Origin of the sequence: Kitasatospora sp. NPDC018619 (assembly GCF_044391605.1) — a bacterium.
Classification (GTDB): Bacteria; Actinomycetota; Actinomycetes; order Streptomycetales; family Streptomycetaceae; genus Kitasatospora.
In genome coordinates, this window is the sequence record NZ_JBISAI010000005.1 from 66494 (window position 1) to 89174 (window position 22681).

Annotated in this window: 6 protein-coding genes; 4 read left to right on the plus strand and 2 right to left on the minus strand. The window is 75.9% G+C overall.

The features are described 5' to 3' along the window. Positions 1–75 precede the first annotated feature (75 nt). The 3 genes from ACH5AR_RS09565 to ACH5AR_RS09575 all read left to right on the plus strand — a co-directional run bounded on the left by ACH5AR_RS09565 (position 76) and on the right by ACH5AR_RS09575 (position 15874). Complete coding sequence (locus tag ACH5AR_RS09565) at positions 76–13212, plus strand: MupA/Atu3671 family FMN-dependent luciferase-like monooxygenase (RefSeq protein ID WP_396300799.1); 13137 nt, start codon at positions 76–78, stop codon at positions 13210–13212. Beyond that, a complete protein-coding gene (locus ACH5AR_RS09570) occupies positions 13209–14675 on the plus strand; it encodes a condensation domain-containing protein (protein WP_396300800.1) in 1467 nt (488 codons plus the stop codon). Before ACH5AR_RS09565 ends, ACH5AR_RS09570 begins: the two co-directional genes overlap by 4 nt. An 86-nt stretch (positions 14676–14761) precedes the next feature. Next, on the plus strand, positions 14762–15874 hold the full coding sequence (locus ACH5AR_RS09575; protein WP_396300801.1) for a glycosyltransferase: 1113 nt from the start codon (positions 14762–14764) through the stop codon (positions 15872–15874). Here the strand turns inward: ACH5AR_RS09575 and ACH5AR_RS09580 are convergent. Then, positions 15837–16469 (minus strand): class I SAM-dependent methyltransferase, encoded by a 633-nt coding sequence (locus tag ACH5AR_RS09580; protein ID WP_396300802.1) that lies wholly within the window; start codon positions 16467–16469, stop codon positions 15837–15839. The genes ACH5AR_RS09575 and ACH5AR_RS09580 overlap by 38 nt on opposite strands. Positions 16470–16729: 260 nt before the next feature. Further along, positions 16730–18658: a glycoside hydrolase family 5 protein gene (locus ACH5AR_RS09585; protein ID WP_396300803.1), complete on the minus strand. Its 1929-nt coding sequence runs from the start codon at positions 18656–18658 to the stop codon at positions 16730–16732. Between the two features lie 354 nt (positions 18659–19012). On the opposite strand from ACH5AR_RS09585, the gene dnaE reads away from it, so the two are divergent. After that, positions 19013–22579, plus strand: coding sequence for a DNA polymerase III subunit alpha (dnaE, locus tag ACH5AR_RS09590; RefSeq protein ID WP_396300804.1), 3567 nt, complete (start codon positions 19013–19015; stop codon positions 22577–22579). Positions 22580–22681: the final 102 nt, after the last annotated feature.

Below are 22681 nucleotides of genomic sequence, written 5' to 3' on the forward strand. Positions count from 1 at the left end.
CCCCCTCCGCTCCCCTCCCTGCCCCGGGGCGGCCCACACCCGCGCCCCGGCACCGATCCGAAAGGTGCCGAACCCATGAGCCCCACCGGTCCCGACCACGGCCGGCTGCGCACCTTGGAAGCCCGGCTGCTGCTCCGTCCCGAGATCGCCGACTGCGCGCTGCTGCCCGTCGAGCGCGAGCACGGCCGCCCCGGCCTGCTGGCCTACCTGGTGCCCGCCGTCGACGGCGATCCCGAGGCCCTGCGCCGCCGGGCCGCCGCGGCGCTGCTGGACGCCGACCCGAGCGCCGAGGTCCACGTCCTGGACGGCATCGTCCGCACCCCCGAGGGCGAACCCGACGCCGCCGCCCTGGCCGCGGCGCGCAGCCGGCCGCCCGCCGCGCCCGGCCCCGCCCTGCGCCACCTGCGCGAACTCACCGACCACTGGCGGCCGTTCGGAAGGGCCCCGGCCCCGGCCGGCTCCGCCCCCGCCGGGCCCCCGAGCGGCCCCGCCCCCGCCGAGCCCGCACCCGGCCCCGGGACGCAGGCCCTCGGCGCCCCGCTGCCCGCCCCCGCACCGGACGCGCCCCGGACGCTGCCCGAGGCCCTGCTGCGCGCCGCCGCCCGGCACCCCGACCGCGGGCTGCACCTGGTCCGGGCGGACGGCGGGACGACGCTGCTGACGTACCGTCAGCTCCTCGCCCGCTCCCGCGAGGTCCTGGCCACCCTGGCCGCCGCCGGGCTGCGGGCCGGGGACCGGGTGATCCTCCAGCTCCCGGAGCCGGACTTCTACTTCCCCGCCCTGTGGGGCTGCCTGCTGGGCGGGATGCGGCCGGTGACGGTCGCCCGCCCGCCGGACTACCACGAGCGCAACCCCGTCCTGGAGAAGCTCTGGCACGCCTGGCAGACCCTGGAGGAGCCGCCGGTGCTGGCCTGCGGGCCCGCGGTGGCGGGCCTGGAGCGGCTCGGCGAGCTCTACCCGGCCCCGGGGCTGCGGGTGATCGCGGTCGACCGCCCGGCCCCCGCCGAGGCCGCCCCCCGGCACGCCCCCGAACACGCCCCCGACCCCGGCGACGTCGCGATCCTCCAGCTCTCCTCCGGCAGCACCGGCCGCTCCAAGGCGGTGCAGATCACCCACCGCGGCATCCTGGAGTACGTGGCGGGCGCCGTCGCCGCGGGCACCGAGCCGGGCGACACCACCGTCAACTGGCTGCCGCTGGACCACGTCGCCGGGCTGCTGATGTTCCACCTGCGCGACGTGGTGCTCGCCACCGACCAGGTGCAGATCCCCACCGAGCTCGTGCTCGCCGACCCGCTGGTCTGGCTGGACGCGCTGGAGCGCCACCGGGCCGCGCACTCCTGGTCGCCCAACTTCGGCTACCGGCTGGTCGCCGAGGCCGTGCGGGCCGCCGGGCCCGAGCGCCGGTGGGACCTCTCCTCGGTCAGGTCGCTGATCAACGCCGGGGAGCAGTGCACCGAGGCGGTGATCGACGAGTTCCTGGCCGCCACCGCGCCGTTCGGCCTCCGCCCCGCGCACGTGCTGCTGGCCTGGGGCATGGCCGAGACCTGTACGGCGATCACCTACAAGCGCTACCACGAGGACGGCGCCCGCCGGCTGGTGCGCACCGACTCGCTGACCGGCCGGCTGGAGCCCGCCGCCCCGGACTCGGCGGAGCGCGGCACTGCCTTCCTCAGCATGGGCCGGCCCGCGCCCGGCGCCCGGATCCGGGTGGCCGACGACGCCGGCCGCGCGCTGCCCGAGCTCCGGGTGGGCCGGCTCCAGGTCCACTCCGGCCGGGTGACGCCGGGCTACCTGAACAACCCGGCCGCCGACGCGGAGGCCTTCGTCGGCGACGGCTGGTTCGACACCGGGGACCTCGCCTTCCTGGCCGACGGCGAGGTGGTGCTCACCGGCCGCCGCAAGGAGATCATCATCGTCAACGGCGTGCACCACTTCTGCCACGAGCTGGAGGACGTGGTGGCCTCGCTGCCGGGGGTGCGCTCCGGGCACGTCGCGGCCTTCGGGGTGCCGGACCAGCGCACCGGCACCGAGCAGCTGGTGATCGCCTACGTCCCGAGCGACCCGCACGCCCCCGCACCGCCCGTCGTCGCCGGGGTGCGGCGGCTGCTGGCGGCCCGCCGCCAGCCCGTACCCGCCCTGGTGCTCCCCGTCCCGGCGGCCGAGTTCCCGCGCACCACCAGCGGCAAGATCCAGCGCACCGCGCTGCGCGCCCGGCTGCTGGACGGCGGGCTCGACGACCACATCGTGGCCCTGGACCTGGCCGAGGCCAACGCCCGGACCCTGCCGGACTGCGTGCGCCGGCTCGGCTGGGAGGCCCGGCCGGTGCCGCCGGCCGAGGCCGTCCCGCTGGCTGACGAAACGATCCTCCTGGTCGGCCCCTCCGGCCCCGGCACCCTGACCGAGGCCCTGGCCGCCGCCCTGCCGGCCGCCCGGGTGCTGGACCGCCCGCCGACCGCCGACCCCGAGGAGTGGCTGCGCGCCCTCGGCGACCGGCCGTACGACCGGCTGGTCTACCTGTGGAGCGCCTCCCCCGGTGCCGCCGCCGTCGCCCCGGACGAGGCCCTGCTCGCCCTGCTGCGCGCGCTCCCGGCCCGGGCCCCGGCCCGCGAGCTGGTCTCCGTCAGCACCGGGCTGCACGCCGTCCTCCCCGGCGAACTCCCCAGCCCGCGGGGAGCGTTGACCGCGGCGCTGACCGCCGGGGCCCGGGCCGAGCAGCTGGTGCCCACCGCCCGCCACCTCGACCTGCCGGGCGACGCACCCGCCGCGGAGCAGGCCGCCGCCCTGCTCGCCCTGCTCGCCGAGCCCAGGCCGGAGCCCGAGGCCGCCTGGCGCGCGGGCCGCCCCTGGGTGCCCCGGCTGGAAGCCGCCGCCGAGGCACCCGACCCGGAGCACCCGGGCTGCTCGCTCCTCACCCCCGGCGCCCGCTTCCTCGTCACCGGCGGCCTCGGCGGGATCGCCGCCGAGCTGCTGCCCGGGCTGCTGCGCGAGTACGGCTCCCGGCTGCTGATCGTCGGCCGGAGCGACCTGGACGCCCCGACCGCCGAGGCCGCCGAGCGCCGGGCCGCGCTGCGCCGACTGGCCGCCCAGGGCGGGCAGGTCGCCTACCGCCAGGCCGACGTGACGGACCGCCGGCAGCTGGCCGAGGTGCTGGCCGAGGCCGAACGGAACTGGCGGGCCCCGCTGGACGGGGTGCTCCACCTGGCCGGCGGCTACCGCCTCGCGCTCCTCGCCGACACCGGCACCGAGGACTGGCGCGAGGCCCTGCGGGCCAAGACCGAGGGCACCGACCACCTCGTCGAGCTGGTCCGCCGGCGGCCCGGCGCCCAGTTCGTCGCCTTCTCCTCGATGATCGGCCTCCAGGAGGCGGTCGGCTCCACCGGGTACGCCGCCGCCAACCGCTACCTGGAGAGCGCCGTCGAACGGCTGCGCCGGGAGAGCGGCACCCCGGCCTGGACGGTCTCCTGGGGCCTGTGGAGCGGGATCGGCATGAACCGGGACACGGAGAACGAGCAGGCCGCCGCCGGACGGGGCATCGCCGTGCTGAGCGCCGCGCACGGCCGCCGGCTGGCCGCGCTGCTGCTGGCCGGCGCCCCCGGCCACCGGTACGCCGGCCCGGACCCGAGCTCCCCCGCCGCCCGGCGCCGGCTGCTCGCCACCGCGCCCCGCCCGGTGGCCGCCGCGGCGCCGGCCGCCACCGCGGGCACCGCGGCACCCGAGGGCCCGTCCGCGACGACCGCGCCGGCCGGGCACACCGCGCCGGCCGGGCTGCGCCGGCTCGTCCTGGACGCCTTCGAGTCCGTCCTCGACACCCCGCTGGACCCGGGCCGCCCGCTCGCCGAACTCGGCATCGGCTCCCTGCAGTTGATTCGGGTGCACGGCGCGCTCAGCGCCGCGCTGCCGGTACCCCCGGCGCCGACCGAACTGTTCCGCCACCCCACCGTGGACGCCCTGATCGCGCACCTGGCCGCCGAACCGCCCGCACCCGCCGCCGCACCCGCCGCTCCCGCCGCCGGCCCGGGCGACGACCGCCGGGTGGCCGTCGTCGGCCTGGCGCTGCGCCTGCCGGGCGCCGACACCCCCGAGCAGTACTGGCGGAACATCGTCGAGGGCGTGCGGAGCACCACCCGGTTCACCGAGGAGGAGCTGGCGGCGGCCGGCCTGCGCCCCGAGGAGTACCGCCACCCCGACTTCGTCCCGGTCACCGGGGCGCTCACCGGCATCGACGAGTTCGACGCCGAGGCCTTCGGCATCAGCGCCGCCGAGGCGGCCCTGATGGACCCGCAGCAGCGCCTGCTGCTGGAGACCTGCCGCCGGGCCCTGGAGGACGGCGGCTACGACGCCCCGGACCCGGATCGCCGGGTCGGCGTCTTCGCGGGCACCGGGATGACCCTGTACGCGCTGCGCACCTACTACCAGCACGCCCTGGCCACCACCGCCGACCCGGCCGAGCCGGTCGCCGCGCTGCAGACCGCGATCGGCAACCAGGCGGACTTCGCCGCCACCCGGGTCGCCTACCGGCTCGGCCTGACCGGCCCGGCGGTCGGCGTGCAGACCGCCTGCTCCACCTCGCTGGTGGCGGTGCACCTGGCCGTGCAGGCGCTGCTGGCCGGCGACTGCGAGCTGGCCCTGGCCGGAGCCGCCGCGCTGCACGTCCCGCAGGCCGCCGGCTACCGCTACGAGGAGGGCTCGATCCTCTCCCCCGACGGCGCCTGCCGGGCCTTCGACGCCGCGGCGGGCGGCACCGTCGGCGGCAACGGCGTCGCGGCCGTGCTGCTCAAGCGCCTCGACCGGGCGCTGGCCGACGGCGACACCGTGCACGGGGTGATCCTCGGCTCGGCCGTCAACAACGACGGCGGACGGAAGGTCGGCTACACCGCGCCCAGCGTGGACGGGCAGGCGGCGGTGGTCGGCCGCGCCCTGGACCTGGCGGGCGTGCCCGCCGAGTCCGTCGGCTACATCGAGGCCCACGGCACCGGCACGCCGCTCGGCGACCCGATCGAGGTCCGGGCGCTGACCCAGGCGTTCCGCGCCCGGACCGACGCCGCCGGGTTCTGCTCGCTCGGCTCCGTGAAGCCCAACATCGGCCACCTGGACACCTGCGCCGGGATGGCCGGCCTGATCAAGGCGCTGCTGGTGCTGCGGCACGGCACCATCCCCCCGCTGGTGAACTTCACCAGCCCCAACCCCGCGCTGGAACTGGCGGGCAGCCCGTTCCTGCTCGCCGCCGAACGCCGCGACTGGCCGGCCGGCCCCGCCCCGCGCCGGGCCGGGGTCAGCGCGCTGGGCGTCGGCGGCACCAACGCCCACCTGGTGCTGGAACAGGCCCCGCCCGCCGCGGCCGCGCCCGCCCCACGGCCCGCCCCGACCGTCCTGCCGCTGTCCGCCCGCACCGCCCGGGGGCTGACCGAGCTGGCCGCCCTGCTCCGCGACCGGCTGGACGCCGAGCCCGCCCCCGCCCCCGGCGACCTGCCGCTCACCCTCGGCGCCGGCCGCCGCGCGCTGCGCCACCGGCTGGCCGTCACCGGCCCCGACCCGGCCGCCCTGCGCAAGGGCCTGGACGCCTTCCTGGCGGGCCGGGCCACCGCCGGAGCCTTCCACCACGAGACCGGGCGCGCGGAGGTCCGCCCGGTGCTGCTCTTCACCGGCCAGGGCTCCCAGTACCGGGGCATGGCGGCCGAGCTGTACGACGCCTTCCCGCCCTTCCGTGCCGTGCTGGACGAGTGCGACCGGCTGCACCGCGGGAACTGGGGCGAGCCGCTGCTGCCGCTGCTGCTCGACGCCGTGCCGCCGGGCGCCGAGGACACCTGGACCACCGAGGCGGCGCAGCCCGCGCTGTTCGCCCTCCAGGCCGCCTACCTGCGGCTCTGGCAGGAGCTCGGAGTGCGTCCCGCCGCCGTCGCCGGGCACAGCGCCGGGGAGTACGCGGCCTTCCACGCGGCCGGTGCGCTCGACCTGGCCGACGGGATGTTCCTGACCGCACTGCGCGGCCGGCTGATGCACCGGCTCACCGAGCCGGGCGCCATGACGGTGGTCCGGGCCGGTGCGGACCGGCTCGCCGGGTTCGGCGACCGGCTGCCCGGGGTGGAGCTGGCCGTGGTCAACGGCGGCGGCCAGTGCGTGCTGGCCGGCCCGCCGCGCGAGATCGCCGCGGCCGAGGCCGTGCTGGCCGCCGACGGGGTGGCCACCGAGCGGCTGGCCGGCGACCGGGCGTTCCACTCCCGCCTGCTCGACCCAATGCTCGCCCCCTTGCGCGACCAGCTGGCCCGGCTGCGCCTGCGGCCGCTGACCGTCCCGCTGGTCAGCAACCTCGGCGGCGAGGTGCTGGCCCCCGGGACCGTCCCGGCCCCCGGGTACTTCGTCCGCCAGACCCGGGAGACCGCCCGGTTCGACCGGGTGCTCGCCGTGCTGGACGAACAGGGCCACCAGCTGTTCCTGGAGGTCGGGCCGCACCCGACGCTGACCGGCCTGGGCCGCCGGGAGCTGCCCCGGCACCACTTCGTGGCGGGCGGCCGCCGCGGCGCCTCCCCGGAGCAGCGGTTCACCGCCGCGGCGGCCGCGCTGTGGACCCGGGGCGTCCCGCTCGACTGGGCCGGCTTCGCCGCCGCCCGCACCTGGCCGGACGGACCGGCCCGCCGCGTGCCGCTGCCCACCACCGTCTTCCAACGCCGCCGCCACTGGTTCACCGCCCCTGCCCGGCCGACCACCGAGGACCCCGCCATGCGCCAGGACCCACCCCAGCAGAGCGCGCCGGCCGCCGAGCCGGCCGCCGAGCCCCGCCCCGCACCGCACGCCGCACCGACGCCGAGCCCCGAGGAGCTCGCCGAGCGGGCGGTGCTGCGGCAGGTCGTCGAGCAGACGGCCCGCCAGCTCGGCTACCAGGAGGCCGCGGTCGGCGCCGATGAGCCCTTCTTCGACCTGGGCGCCGACTCGCTGTCGATGATCAACATGATCCGTGACCTGGAGCGCGCGTTCCGGGTCCGGGTGTCGATGCGCGAGCTGTTCGAGACGGCCGACACCCCGGCCCGGCTGGCCGGGCTGATCGCCTCCCGGCTGGAGCCGGCCGTGCTGGCCACGCTGCTGCCCGAGCCCGAACCGGAGCCCGTGGCCGCCCAGGAGCCCGTGGCGGCCCCGGTGCCCGCAGCCGTGCCCGTGCCGGTGCCGGCCGTCCAGGCCTCCCCGGCCCCGGCCCCGGCGCCGCAGCCCGCGCCCGCCGCGCCCACCGCACCTGCCGCCGCGCCGCAGGCCCCCGCCGCGCTGCCCCCGGCCACCGACGGCACCGGCCTGATCGAGCGCCAGCTCGCCCTGCTCGGCCAGTTCTCCGACCTGATGCGCGACCAGCTCGGCCTGCTGGCCGCCGGCGGCGCGCCCGTGCTCCCCCCGGTGCCCGCTCCCACCGCCCTGCCGCCGACCGCCGTTCCCGCCGCCGCTCCGGCCGCCGCCCAGGCCCCGGCTCCCACCGCCGTACCCGCCCCCGCCGCCGTACCCGCCCCCGCCGCCGAGGCCCCGGCCGCCGCCCCGCAGGTGCACGGCCCCCGGGTGACGGTCGCGCGCGAGTCCGGGATGGCCTCCGGCGGCCTGACCGACCGGCAGCGCGCCCACGTGGACGAGCTGGTGGCCCGCTTCACCGCCCGCACCACCGCCTCCAAGGCGATCACCCGCCGCCACCGCCGCACGCTGGCGGACAGCCGCGCCGTGGTCGGCTTCCGCTCCGGCACCAAGGAGATGCTCTACCCGCTCGCCGCCCGCCGCGCCCGGGGCTCCCGGCTGGAGGACGTGGACGGCAACCCGTACGTCGACATCACCATGGGCTTCGGCGTCCTCCTGTTCGGCCACGACCCGGAGTTCGTCGCCGAGGCCGTCCGCGAGCACCTGTCCTCCGGCCTCCGGCTGGGCCCGCGCGGCCCGGAGACCGGCGAGGCCGCCGAGCTGCTGGCCGAGCTGACCGGCACCGAGCGGGTCGCCTTCGCCAACTCCGGCACCGAGGCGAACGCCGGGGCCATCCGGCTGGCCCGCGCGCACACCGGCCGGGACAGGATCGTCATGTTCGAGGGCTCCTACCACGGCCACTTCGACCACACCCTGGGCCGCACCCTGGGCCACGGCGCCGACCGCGAGACCGTCCCGGTGTCCATCGGCATCCCCGGCAGCGCCGTCGCGGACCTGCTGGTGCTGCGCTACGGGGACCCGGAGAGCCTCAGGACCATCGAGGAGCACGGCGACCGGATCGCCGCCGTCCTGGTCGAGCCGGTGCAGAGCCGCCACCCGGGCCGTCAGCCCGCCGACTTCGTCCGCTCGCTGCGCGAGCTGACCGCCCGGCTCGGCATCGTGCTGGTCTTCGACCAGATGCTCACCGGCTTCCGGCCCCACCTGCGCGGCGCCCAGGGCTTCTGGGGCGTCACCCCGGACGTCTCCACCTACGGCAAGGTGCTGGGCGGCGGCTACCCGATCGGCGCGATCGCCGGGCGGGCCGACATCATGGACGGCATCGACGGCGGGCACTGGGACTACGGCGACGACAGCTACCCGCCCAAGGACACCACCTTCTTCGGCGGCACCTACATCCAGCACCCCCTGGCGATGACCGCCGCGGGCGCGGTGCTGCGCCACCTCAAGGCGGCCGGCCCCGGCCTCCAGGAGCGGTTGAACGCCCGCACCGACGAGCTGGCGGCCACCCTGAACGGCTTCTTCGAGGAGGAGGAGTTCCCGCTCCGGCTGGCCCACTTCGGCTCGCTCTTCCGCTTCGAGCCCCGGGCCGACATGGAGCTGCTCTTCCCGCACCTGCTGACCCGCGGGGTCTACGTGTGGGAGTGGCGCAACTTCTTCCTCTCCACCGCCCACACCGACGCGGACGTGGAGTTCGTGATCGACGCCGTCCGCGACTCGCTGCGCGACCTGCGGCGCGGCGGCTTCTTCCCGGCCTCGCCCGGCGTCCGGCTGCCCGCCCCGCGGCCGGCCGCCGCACTCCCGGTGCCCGCCGAGGCCGTGCGCACCGCCCAGGCCGACCCGCTCCCCTACCGGCCGGTGAGCGACCCGCAGCGGCCGGTGGACTTCAGCCTCTACTTCTTCGGCGACTACCCGCTGGACTCCCCGGAGGACGAGAAGTACCGGATCGTCCTGGAGAGCGCCCGCTTCGCCGACCGGCACGACTTCCACGCCGTCTGGCTGCCGGAGCGGCACTTCCACTCCTTCGGCGGGATCTTCCCCAACCCCTCGGTGCTGGCCGCCGCCCTCGCCCGGGAGACCAGCCGGATCCGGCTCAACGCGGGCTGCGCCGTGCTGCCGCTGCACCACCCGGTGCGGGTGGCCGAGGAGTGGTCGGTGGTCGACAACCTGTCCGGCGGCCGGGTCGGCCTGGGCTGCGCCAGCGGGTGGCACCCCAACGACTTCCTGTTCTTCCCCGAGCACTACGGCAGCCACAAGGAGCTGATGCACCGGCAGGTCGACACCGTCCGGGCGCTGTGGCGCGGCGAGCCGTACCGGGGGCGCAACGGCAACGGCGAGCCGATCGAGGTGACGCTGCACCCGCGCCCGCTCCAGGCCCTGCCGCCGATGTTCACCGCGATCGTCGGCAACCCGGACAGCTTCCGCGAGGCGGCCCGGCACGACCTCGGCGTGATCACCAACCTGATGACCCAGGACGTCGCCCAGCTCGCCGAGAACATCGCGGTCTACCGGCGCACCCGGGCCGAGCACGGCCTCGACCCGGAGGCCGGCCGGGTGGTCGTGCTGGTCCACACCTACCTGGGCACCGACCTCGCCACCGCCCGCGGGCAGGCCTACCGCCCGTTCTGCCACTACCTGCGCTCCTCGCTCTCGCTGTTCGGCCAGATGGCCAACAGCCTGGGCCTGACCCTCGACTTCGAGAACTCCCGCGAGGAGGACATCGAGTACGTGCTGGAGCGCGCCTACGAGCGGTACTGCGCCTCCCGCGCGCTGATCGGCACTCCGGAGAGCGTCCGGGGGGTGCTGTCGGAGCTGCGGGCGGCCGGCGCGGACGAGATCGCCGCCTTCGTGGACTTCGGGCTCTCCCCCGAGCTGGTGGCGGCCGGGCTGCCGCAGCTGGACGCCCTGCGCCGGGAGACCCTGCGCGGTGCCCCGCTGTCCTACGCCCAGCAGCGGATGTGGTTCCTGCACCGGATGCTGCCCGACGGCGGGCAGTACAACGAGGTGAAGGCGATCGCCTTGGACGGCCCGCTCGACGCGGCGGCGCTGGACACCGCGCTGCGCGGCCTGGTCGAGCGCCACGCCGCCCTGCGCACCGTCTTCCGGGAGCAGGACGGCGAGCCGTTCCAGCAGGTGCAGGCGCCGCCCGCCGGCCCGGTGCTCCAACGGGTCACGGCCGACGGCAGCGGAGCGGACGCGGTGGCCGGGCTGGTCGCCGCCGAGGGCGCGCACCGCTTCGACCTGGCCGAGGGCCCGCTGTTCCGGGCCCTGCTGCTGGAGCAGGGGCCCGAGCGCAACGTGCTGGTCCTGTCGATGCACCACATCGTGATCGACACCCTGTCCACCGTGGTGGTCACCCGCGAGCTGGGCGAGCTGTACCGGGCCGCCCGGGAGGGCCGCGCCGCCCGCCTGCCGGTACCGACCACCGGCCAGGCCGCCGAGGCCGCCCGGGAGCGGGCCAGGGTCGCCGCCGGCGCGTACGAGGAGAGCCTGGCCCACTGGCGCAAGGTGTTCGGCGGCGGGGACCTGCCGGTGCTGGCCCTGCCCACCGACCGGCCGCGCCCGGCGGTGCCGGACGGCCGCGGCCGCTCCTTCGTCCGCCGTCTGCCCGCCGAACTCTCCGACGAACTGCGGAAGTTGGCGCGCTCGAAGCGCTCCACCCTGTTCATGGTGCTGCTGACCGGCTTCGCCGCCGTCCTCCAGCGGTACGCCGGCCAGGACGACATCGTGCTGGGCACCCCGGTGGCCAACCGGGCCGAGGGCACCGAGGACCTGGTCGGGTTCTTCGTCAACACGCTGGCGCTGCGCCTGGACCTCTCCGGCGAGCCGGCCTTCGCCGAGGCGCTGGGCCGGGTCCGCGCCACCGCGCTGGACGCCTACGAGCACCAGGAGCTGCCCTTCGAGGTGCTGGTCCAGGAGCTGAACCCGGAGCGCGACACCAGCCGCAACCCGCTGTTCCAGGTGATGGTCGAGTTCGAGAACCACATGGTCTTCGAGCTGGACCTGCCCGGGGTCACGGCCCGCCCGCTGGACCACGTCGCCGACCGCGCCGCCTTCGACCTCACGCTCTTCCTGACCAGCCTGCCCGAGGGCATCCGCTGCCACGTGGAGTACGCCGAGGCCCTCTTCGACCGGGCCACCGTCGACCGCCTGCTCGACACCTTCGAGCGGCTGCTCACGGCCGCGGTCGCCGACCCGGAACGCCCGCTGGCCGAGCTGACCGCCGTCCCCGCCACCGAGGCCGACACCGCCCTGGAGTGCGGCCCCCCGGCGGCCCGGGAGGTCGAGCACCCGCTGGCCACCGTCGCCGCGACCGCCGCCGCCCGGCCCGGGCAGACCGCGGTGGTCGCCGCCGACGGCACCGGGACGGACTACCGCACGCTGCTGGCCCGCGCCGAGGAGCTGGCCGCCCGGCTGCTGGCGGCCGGTGTCCGCGAGGGCGACCGGGTGGGCGTGCTGCTCCCCCGCTCGGTGGACCTGGTGGCCGCCCTGCTGGCGGTCCTGCGGCTGGGCGCCGTGTACCTCCCGGTCGACGTGCTGCAGGGCCCCGAGCGCTGCCGGCTGATCGTCGAGGACAGCGCGCCGGCCGTCCTGCTCACCACCTCGGACGAGGCCGCGAAGGACCTGGGCCTCACCGTGCCCACGGTGCTCACCGGCACCGGCGCCGGCACCGCCCCGACCGGGGACGCCCCCGGCGGGCTGCCCCCGCTGCCCGTGCCCGCGGCTGACGCCCCCGCGTACCTGCTCTACACCTCCGGCTCCACCGGCCGCCCCAAGGGCGTGCTGATGCACTCCCTGGCCCTGGCCCACTTCGTGGCCTGGAACGTCGCCGACCACCCGGCGGCCCGCACCCTCCAGTACGCCTCGTGCGGGTTCGACGTCAGCGTCCAGGAGATCCTCACCACGCTGGCCGGCGGCGGCACCCTGCTGCTGATCGAGGAGGAGACCCGCTACGACGTGCGGGCGCTGGCCGCCGTCGTCCGGGACACCCGCGCCGAGCGGATCCACCTGCCGTACACCCCGCTGGCCGCGCTCGCCGACGCCCTCGGCGAGGAGCCGGTACCGCACCTGCGCGAGCTGGTCTCCGGCGGCGAGCAGGTCCTGCTGACCCCCGCGCTGCGGGCCTTCCTGCGCCGCAACCCCGGCTGCCGGCTGGTCAACCACTACGGCCCGACCGAGACCCACGGCCTGACGGCCTGCGTGGTCGACCCGGAGGGCACCGAGCACGCGCCGATCGGCCGCCCCACCCCGGGCAGCCGGATCGTGCTGCGGGACGCCGCGGGCCGCCGGGTGCCGCCCGGCGCGGTCGGCGAGATCCACGCCGTCGGCGTCCAGGTCGGCCTCGGGTACGTCGGCCGCGAGCAGGAGAGCGCCGCCCGCTTCACCGACACCCCCGACGGCCGCGCCTACCGCACCGGCGACCTCGGCCGCTGGCGGCCGGACGGCCTGCTGGAGTACCTCGGCCGGGCCGACCGCCAGGTCAAGGTGCGCGGCTACCGGGTCGAGCCGGGTGAGATCGAGACCGTGCTGCGCGGCCTGCCCGGCGTGCACGCCGCCGCCGTGACGGCGCGGCGCACCGCGGCCGGCACCGTGCTCGCCGGGTACGTCGGGTGCGCGCCGGCCGACCTGCCCGGGATCGTCGACCGGCTGGCCGACCTGCTGCCCGACTACATGGTGCCCGGGCTCTGGGCCACCGTCGACGCCCTGCCGTTCACCGCCCACGGCAAGCTGGACACCGCCGCCCTGCCGCAGCCGCGCCCGCTCGGCGCCGACCGGGCGCAGGCCGGGCCGGCCACCGAGCTGGAGCGCACCGTGCAGCGGCTCTGGGAGGAGGAGCTCGGCCGCCCCGCCGGGGTGGAGACCTCCTTCTTCGACCTGGGCGGGCACTCGCTGGCCGCCACCCGGCTGCTGAACCGCGTCCACGAGGCCACCGGGCTGCGGATCGGCGTGCTGGACTTCTTCCGCCGTCCGACCATCCGCGCGATGGCCGCCCACCGGCCCGCCGCCGGGCAGCACCCGGCGCCGGCCTTCGAGGAGGGCACGCTGTGAGCACCGCCGACGAGGGCTGGGCCCGGCTGCTGAAGCTGCTCGACGAACGCGAGATCGTGCTGCGCACCACCGGCGAGCGCCTGGGCTACCTGGCGCCCGCGGGGGCGGTGGACGAGGAGGTCACCGGGCTCGTCCGGGCCCACCGCGCGCGGCTGCTGGCGGTGCTGACCGGCGACGGGGCGGCGCTGTCCGCCGCCCCCGCCGGGGTGACCCAGTGGCGGCTGCGCACCGCCCACGGCGCGTCGGCCGATCCCGCGGTGTGGAACATCCTCCAGCGGATCACCCTGCGCGGGCCGCTGGATCCCGAGCGGCTGGCCGGTGCGCTGACGGCGCTGACCGAGCGGCACGAGAGCCTGCGCACCCGGTTCGTGGAGACCGAACTCGGGGGGCTCCAGCAGGTGGTGCCGAACACCCCGTCGAGCGTCCCGGTCGACGACCTGCGCGGGCTCGCGCCCGCCGCACGGGACGCGGCCCTCGCCGCGGCCCTGGACGCCGAGGTCGGCCGCCCGTTCGACCTGGCGGCGCCCCCGCTGCTGCGGGCCCGGCTGCTGCGCCCGGCGGAGCGGGAGTGGGTGCTGCTGCTGACCATCCACCACATCGCCGTCGACGGCTGGTCGCTGGCCACCCTGCTGGCCGACCTGGGCGCGCTCTACCGCGGCGGGCCGCTGCCCGAGGAGGCCGGCCGGATGACCGACCACGCCTGCTGGGAGCGGACGGTGGTCAACCGGGCCTCCGTCGCGGCGGCGGTCGACCACTGGGCCGGGGTCCTCTCCGGCGCCCCGCTCTCGGTCGACCTGCCCACCGACCGGCCGCGCCCCGAACGGCGCTCCGGGCGCGGCGAGACGGCGGCGTTCCGGATCCCGGCGGCCGTGGCCCGGGAGGTCGGGCGCTACGCCGCCGCGCACTCCACCACCGCCTCGGCCGTCCTGGTGGCCGCGCTGGCCCGGCTGCTCGGCACGCTCGGCGGCGCGCCGCGGACGCTGGTCCTGCTCTCCAACGCCAACCGCCGCCGGCCGGCCGACGAACGGGTGGTCGGCCTGCTCACCAGCAGCATGCCGATCCTGGTGCCCACCCGGGCCGAGGGCGGCTTCGGGGAGCTGGTAGACCGCGCCGCCGAGGCGATCGCCTCCGCCCTCGACCACTCCCTGATGCCGTTCGGCCTGCTGGTCGAACCGCTGCGGGAGCGCGGCGTGGCGCTGCCGGCCTCGTACCCGCAGGTCGTGCTCGCCGTCCAGAGCACCCCGGCCGTCGGCCTCGACCTGCCCGGCCTGACCGCCGAGATCGAGGACGTCCCCGGCCACTCCGCCCGCGCCGACTGCGCGTTCGCCCTCACCCCGGACTCCGAGGGCTACGCCGGACAGGTCGAGTACGACGCCGACCTGTTCGACCCGGGCACCGTCCGGAGCTGGCTGGACGCCCTGGTGGCGGACCTGGCACGGCAGTTGGGGGTGCCGCCCAAGTAGCGCGGACCGGGCCCCCGGGCTTGCCCGGGGGCCCACCGGGTAGGAGGCGGACGACCCCGCCGACCGCGGTGCCCCGGGAGGGTGCGATGACAGGCCGAGTGATCTACGCGTCGTTCGAGTTCCAGTTCCCGGTGGGCGGCATCCGCGTGCTGAACCAGCAGGTGTCGCTGCTGCGCGCGGCCGGCGTCGAGGCGTACCGCTGGACGCCGACGCCCGGGTTCCGCTACGCGTGGTTCCGGGACGAGGTGCCGGCGCTGTCCGGGACGACCCTGGAGCTCGGCCCCGAGGACGTGCTCGTGCTGCCCGAGATCAGTGTGCTGCCGGAGCACGACCCGGCGCCCGGGGGCCGCAAGGTCGTCTACGCGCAGGGGCACTACGTCACCTTCCTGACCGTCCCCGGCGCCGGGCCGTACCCGGGCTGGTCCTCCCGGCCCGCGCTGTGGACGGTCTCCAGGGCGGGCGTCTCCATGCTCCGCCGCGCCCTGCCCGGGTACGAGCCGCACCTGGTGCCGAACGTCATCGACACCGAGGTGTTCCGGCCGGCCGCGGCCGGACGGGCCCGGCGCATCGCGTGGATGCCCCGCAAGCGCCCGGTCGAGAGCACGCTGCTGCACCGCCTGCTGCGGGCCGACCCGCGTTCCGCGGGCGTCGAGCTGTGCGACATCCGCGGGCTCCCGCACGAGGAGGTGGCCCGCGTCCTGTCGGACACCTCGGTGTTCATCGCGCTGGGGGCGCCCGAGGGCGAGGGCTTCGGGCTGCCGCCGGCGGAGGCGATGGCCGCCGGCTGCCTGGTGACCGGCTACGCCGGGGGCGGCGGAGCGGAGCTGTTCGACTCGCCCTCCGCGTGGCGGATCCCGGAGCTGGAGACCGACCGGCTGGCCGACCGGGCCCTCGAACTGCTCGACCTGCCCGGGCAGGAGGAGGCCCGCCGGGCGGGCCGCCGGTGGGTCGCCGACCGGTACTCCGCCCGGGCCGCCGTCGAGGCCCTGGTCGAGGGCGTCCGTCTGGCGCGGGCCCTGCCCGGCGGCGCCGCCTCGGCCAGCCATCCGGCCGCCTGGACGGACGAGTTGCTGCGGCGCATGCCCGTACCACTGGAGGTGTACGCCGGGGTGGACGCGCCGGGCCTCGGTCAGCGCGCGTCCGACGATCCTCGCCGGGGGCTCAGGCCGTCCGGCGCACCACGACGACGGTGTCGGTGACGGTCGCCCGCTGCCCGCCGGGCCCGTCCGCGGTGCGCTGCGGCGCGTCGCAGCGCTCGGTGTGCCAGCCGCCGTCGAGCTCCAGCGCGGCGAGCACCTCCTCGGGCGCGGGGAACCGCACCTCCTGGCCGGCCTGCCAGGACCAGGGGGCGACGGACGCGTGCTCCAGCACGACCAGCAGCCCGCCCGGCGCGACGGCCGCCGCGGCCCGGCGCAGCACCTGCGTGCGGGGGATCTCGACGGGCGTGTGGAAGTAGCAGGCGCTGACCAGGTCGAAGGCCCCGGCGGGGAAGGTGCGGGCGAGGTCGTGCCGGGCGGGGTGGACCAGGGCGGCCAGTCCGGCGGCCCGCGCCCCTTCGGCGACCCGCTCCAGGGCGGTCGGGGCGACGTCCACGGCGGTGACGTCCCAGCCGCGCCCGGCGAGCCAGAGCGCGTCGCCGCCGTGGCCGCAGCCCAGGTCGAGGGCGGTGCCGGGGCGCGGCGCGAGCCCGCTGACGAGCTCGGCCAGGACGGCGTTGGGGCGGGTGCCCCACCGGTCGTCGAGGCGGCTGTAGTGGTTCTCCCAGAAGGCGGCGGAGTCGGTGGCGGCGGGCATCGGTGGGCCTCTCGTCAGGGGGTGGCCGGCCCGTCCGTGGCGGTCGCCGGCGCGTTGCCCCGACAGTGCGGCCCGCCGCGCCGCAGCCGCAAGGCTCCATGCCGTTTCGGCAACCCGGCCGACGGCGCGGCGGCCCGTCGGCCCGGCCGACCGCCCTGCCCGTGCCCGGCGGCAGGGGAGCGGGGCGTACGGGCAGTGGGCGCGAGCGGGACGCCGATCCTCCGCCACCGCCTGTCCGTCGCCGGGCGGCGCCCGCCGGGTCAGGCGAGCGGGCGGCAGAGCAGCGCGGCCGGGGCCCCGTACTGGAGGCGCTGCCAGGTGGACGCGACCCCGGCCAGGTACTCGCCGTCCGCGCACTGGCCCTTGTAGCGGCCCGGTGCCCAGTCGCTCGCCACCGAGCCGCCGGTGGCGGGCCGGTTGTCGCCGCGGTCGAACCAGAGGGTGCGGCCGGTGCGCGGCAGCGGGCCGGCCGCGGGGGCGCACAGCAGGGCGGCCATGCCGTTGCCGCGCACGCTGTAGCCGACCGCGAAGGCTCCGTCCGGGCACTGGAGCTTGTCGTAGCCGGACGCCCAGTCGCCCCCGGTCACGTAGCGCTCGTCGGTGACGGCGGTCCGGTCGCCGCCGCCCGCCGCGGGTTCGCCCGCGTCCGTGCACAGCGCCCGGCTGTCGCCGCGGGCGAGGGCGGTCAGGCGCTGGCCGTCCGGGCAGTCGCCCTTGCGGTTGCCGGGGCTCCAGTCCGGCCGCGCCAGCATCCGCCGGGAGAGGTCCTGGTCGGCGTGGTCGAGGGCGAGCAGGTTCCAGTGGTCGACCGTCGGCACCGGGCCGCTCGCGCCCGGTGCGCCGACCAGCTTCCACCAGTCGGCGGCCCGCCAGTCGCCGGGGTCGGCGAGGCCGGTGCGGGTGCCGTCGGGGCCGTAGGAGAGCAGCGCCCAGGTGTCCAGCGGGCGGCCCGCGGCGTCGGCCCAGCCGACCAGCGGCCAGAAGGCGAAGTCGGTGTCGCCGCGGACCAGGAGGTCGGTGAACGCGTGCAGCCAGGCCTGCTCCTTCGCGTCGGTCGAGCCCCGGCCGGCCGCGCCGAACTCGCTGATCCACACCGGCGCGGTGAAGTGCTGCCCGGCCCCGGTGACGAACAGCGCCTGGTCGTCCACCACCCGGGCGAGCTGCTCGGGCGTGAAGTCCTGGTAGCGCGGGTCGTCGGTGGCCCCGGGGCCGCTGCCGGCCCCGGTGTTGGCCGGGCCGGTGTAGCCGTAGAAGTGCGCCGAGTAGACCAGCTTGCCGGAGTCGACCAGGGTGGGCGAGAGGTTGCGCACCGGGGTGAGCAGCGGGCGGCCGTGGCTGAACCCGGCGGCGGGGACGCCGTACCAGTTGATGCCCTCCATCACGACCAGCAGGTCCGGGTCGGCCTCCAGGATGCGGTTGCCCGCCTCCTCGAACGCCGCGTACGCGTCGTGGGCGTCGCCGAGGCCCCAGTTGGGGTCGTCCCAGAGGTCGCGGCGGACCTCGTTGCGCAGGTCGGCGCCGACCACCCGCTTGTCGGCCTTGTAGCGGTTCACCATGAACAGCCAGTCCTCCTCCCAGCGGGCGGTGGACTGGCCGCTGTTCCAGCGCTCGTTGCCGTCCAGGCCGCAGCAGAAGCGGTAGCTCGTGGTGTGGTTGTTGAGGATCACCGCGAAGCCGTCGCCGGTCAGCGCGGCCACCACGGCGTCGAACACCTGGAGCGGGGTCCGGCCGCGCAGCCGGGGGTTGGCGGCGACGGCGGAGTCCGGCACGGGAGTGGTGTCGTGGATCATCGCGTCGGCGAACGGCAGCCGGACGCTGTTGAGGCCCAGCCCGTGGAAGTCGGCCAGCAGCCGGGCCAGCGGCACCCGGTCCAGGCCCAGGGGGATGTTGTGGGAGACCTGCCCGGCCTGGTTGGCCGCCGGGTCGTCGGCGCTGCCGCTGCCCTGCCAGGTGCCCTGCGCCCCGGACCAGTTCGCGGCCCGCAGCCTGAAGCGCTCGCCCGCGGCGTCCACCACGTAGCGGCCGCGGGTGCTCAGCGGGCCGGTCCAGGAGGCCGCCTGGGCCGCGGTCCGGCCGCCGGGCGCCGCGGTGGGCCCGCCGGGGGCCGCGCTGCCCGGGCCGGCCGCCAGGGCGGCGAGCACCGGCAGGACCACGGCCAGGGCGGGCAGGCGCGCCGCAGGACTCTTCATCGTCAACCCCGCTGAGGTGAGGTGGCTCGGGCCGGGCCGGGCGCCGCGGCGCCGACGGCGAGGACAGACGATAGGACGCAATCCCGGGCCCGGGAAGGGCTCGCGCCGCCCTCCCCGCGGATCCGGGCCGCCGGGCCGCCTCCCGCACCCCGGGCCCGCGCGGTGACCGGGATGCGGCTAGCCTGGTCCGGGCCCCCGGCGGGCGCGGCCGGCGCAGCGGCGGCCGCGCGTCACGGAAGCCGGAAGGTCCCGTCGCGCTCGCGGCTCGTCGGGCCCGGCACGGCACGTCGTCGGCGCCGACCGGTTAGGGTGGGCCGGTTTCCCCGTCCGAGAACCCCCCAGGAGCCCAGCGCCGTGTCCGACAGCTTCGCGCACCTGCACGTCCACACCGAGTACTCGATGCTGGACGGGGCGGCCAAGAACGGCAAGCTGTTCGCCGAGGCGGAGAGACAGGGCATGCCCGCCATCGCGATGAGCGACCACGGCAACATGTTCGGCGCCTACGAGTTCTTCCACGCGGCCGCGAAGACCGGCGTGAAGCCGATCATCGGCATCGAGGCGTACGTCGCCCCGGGCTCGCGCTTCCTGAAGAAGCAGGTGTTCTGGTCCCCCGGCGGCCAGCGCCCCACCGGCGCCGACGGCGAGGGCGGCAAGGACGTCTCCGGCGGCGGCCGCTACACCCACATGACGATGTGGGCACAGAACGCCACCGGCCTGCGGAACCTCTTCAAGCTCTCCTCGCTCGCGTCGATGGAGGGCTACTACATGAAGCCCCGCATGGACCGCGAGCTGATCGCCGCGAACGCCACCGGCATCATCGCCACCACCGGCTGCCCCTCCGGCGAGGTGCAGACCCGGCTGCGCCTGGGCCAGTACGAGGAGGCGGTCAAGGCGGCCGGCGCCTACCAGGACATCTTCGGCAAGGAGAACTACTTCCTGGAGCTGATGGACCACGGCCTGGACATCGAGCGGGACGTCCGCGAGGACCTGCTGCGGCTGGCCCGGCAGCTGAACATCCCGCTGCTGGCCACCAACGACTCCCACTACGTCACGGCCGACCAGGCCGACGCCCACGACAGCCTGCTCTGCGTGGGCGTGGGCAAGAACAAGGACGACCCGAACCGCTTCAAGTTCCAGGGCACCGGCTACTACGTCAAGACCGCCGAGGAGATGCGCGAGCTCTTCCGCGAGCTGCCGGAGGCCTGCGACAACACCCTCGCGATCGCCGAGCGGATCGAGTCGTACGACGAGGTCTTCACCTACGTCGACCGGATGCCGCAGTTCGACGTGCCCGAGGGCGAGACCCAGGCCTCCTACCTGCGCAAGAAGATCGAGATCGGGCTCAAGCACCGCTACGGGGACAACCCGAGCCAGGAGGTGCTGGACCGGATCGAGCTGGAGATGGGCGTCATCACCCCGATGGGGTTCGACGCCTACTTCCTCGTCGTCGCCGACATCTGCCAGTACGGACGGGACAACGGCATCCCGGTCGGCCCCGGCCGCGGTTCGGCGGCCGGCTCGATGGTCGCCTACCTGACCGGCATCACCCAGCTGGACCCGCTGGAGCACGACCTGCTGTTCGAGCGCTTCCTCAACCCCGAGCGCATCAACCCCCCGGACGTCGACATCGACTTCGACGACCGCCAGCGCGACCAGATGGTCCGCTACGTCACCGAGAAGTACGGCGCCGCCTACACCGCCCAGGTGAACACCTTCGGCACCATCAAGGCCAAGGCCGCCGTGAAGGACGCCAACCGCATCCTCGGCTACCCCTTCTCGATGGGCGACCGGATCACCAAGGCCATGCCGCCGGACGTCATGGGCAAGGGCGTGCCGCTGGCCGACCTCTTCGACGAGAAGCACGCCCGCTACAACGAGGGCACCGAGATCCGGGCGCTGTACCAGAACGAGCCGGACGTCAAGAAGATCATCGACACCGGCCGGGGCATCGAGGGCCTGATCCGCGGCACCGGCGTGCACGCCGCGGCCGTCATCCTGTCCTCCACCCCGCTGCTCGACCTCATCCCGCTGCACATGCGGGACAAGGACGGGGTGATCATCACCGGCTTCGACTACCCGTCGTGCGAAGCCATGGGCCTGATCAAGATGGACTTCCTGGGTCTGCGGAACCTGGGCATCATCGACCACTGCATCAAGATCGTGAAGGCCAACCGGGGCGTCGACGTCGACATCGAGAAGATCCCGATCGACGACCCGACCACCTACCAGCTGCTGGCCCGCGGCGACACCCTGGGCGTCTTCCAGCTCGACGGCGGCCCCATGCGCGCCCTGCTCAAGCTGATGAAGCCCACCGAGTTCGCCGACATCTCCGCCGTCTCGGCGCTGTACCGGCCCGGGCCGATGGGCATGAACTCGCACACCAACTACGCGCTGCGCAAGAACGGCCAGCAGGAGATCGTCCCGATCCACCCCGAGCTGGAGGAGCCGCTCAAGGACGTCCTCGGCCCCACCTACGGCCTGATCGTCTACCAGGAGCAGGTCCAGCGCGCCGCCCAGGTGCTCGCCGGCTACTCGCTCGGACAGGCCGACCTGCTGCGCCGCGCGATGGGCAAGAAGAAGAAGGAGGTGCTGGAGAAGGAGTTCGTCCCCTTCCACGCGGGCTGCAAGGAGCGCGGCTACTCGGACGAGGCCATCCAGGCCGTCTGGGACGTCCTGGTCCCCTTCGCCGGGTACGCGTTCAACAAGTCGCACTCCGCCGCGTACGGCCTGGTCTCGTACCAGACCGCCTACCTCAAGGCGAACTACCCCGCCGAGTACATGGCCGCCCTGCTCACCTCCGTCGCCGACGACAAGGACAAGATGGCGGTCTACCTGGCGGAGTGCCGCCAGATGGGCATCAAGATCCTCTCCCCCGACGTCAACGAGTCGGTGGTCGACTTCACCGCCGTCGGCAGCGACGTCCGCTTCGGCCTCAAGGCCGTGCGCAACGTCGGCGTGCCGGTGATCGAGTCCCTGGTGCGCACCCGCGAGGAGAAGGGCAAGTACACCTCCTTCGCCGACTTCCTGGACAAGGTCGAACTGGTGGTGTGCAACAAGCGCACCGTCGACTCGCTGGTCAAGGCGGGCGCCTTCGACTCGCTCGGCCACACCCGGCTCTCGCTCAGCAGCGTGCACGAGAACGCGATCGACGCCGTCACCGGGCTGAAGAAGCAGCAGGCCATCGGACAGGACGACCTGTTCGGCGCGCTCGACACCGGCGACGACGCCGGGCCCGGCATCGGGCTCGACTTCCAGCTCACCGAGAACGAGTGGCCCCGCCGCCAACTCCTCGCCCTGGAACGCGAGATGCTCGGCCTGTACGTGTCCAGCCACCCGCTCGACGGCGCCGAGCACATCCTCTCCCAGAGCCGCGACACCTCGATCGCGGAGCTCCTGGGCTCCGGCCGCTCCGAGGGCGAGGTCCGGCTCTCCGGACTGATCACCGGGGTCGACCGGCGGATCAACAAGGCCGGCAACGCCTGGGCGATCATCACCCTCGCCGACCGCGACGGCTCGGTCGAGGTGCTGTTCTTCCCCGCGACCTACAACCTGATGGCCGACCAGATGATCGAGGACAACGTGGTCTCGGTCCGCGGCCGCCTCAACGAGCGCGACGGCTCGCTGAGCGTCTTCGGGCAGGAGATCACCACCCTCGACGTCTCCTCCGCCGAGCTCGGCACCAAGCCGCCCGTGCACATCACCGTCCCGGCCGCGCGGATCAACCCCCAGGTCGTCGCCGAGCTCAAGCTCGCCCTCCAGAACCACCCCGGCGACGTCCCGGTGCGGCTGCGCACCACCAACTGGGACAAGGACACCCTCTACGAGCTCGGGTTCCGGGTGAACCCGGACAACGGCCTCGCCTCGGACGTCAAGACCCTGCTCGGCAACCGCTCCTGGTCGGGCACGGCCACCCGGGCCTGACCGCCGCCGGGCGGGCGCCGCACCGCGCCCGCCCGGCTTCCGGAGCGGTGGGCCCGGCCGGCCCCCAAGAACCGCCCCTCCGCGGGCGGTTTCTTCGTGTCA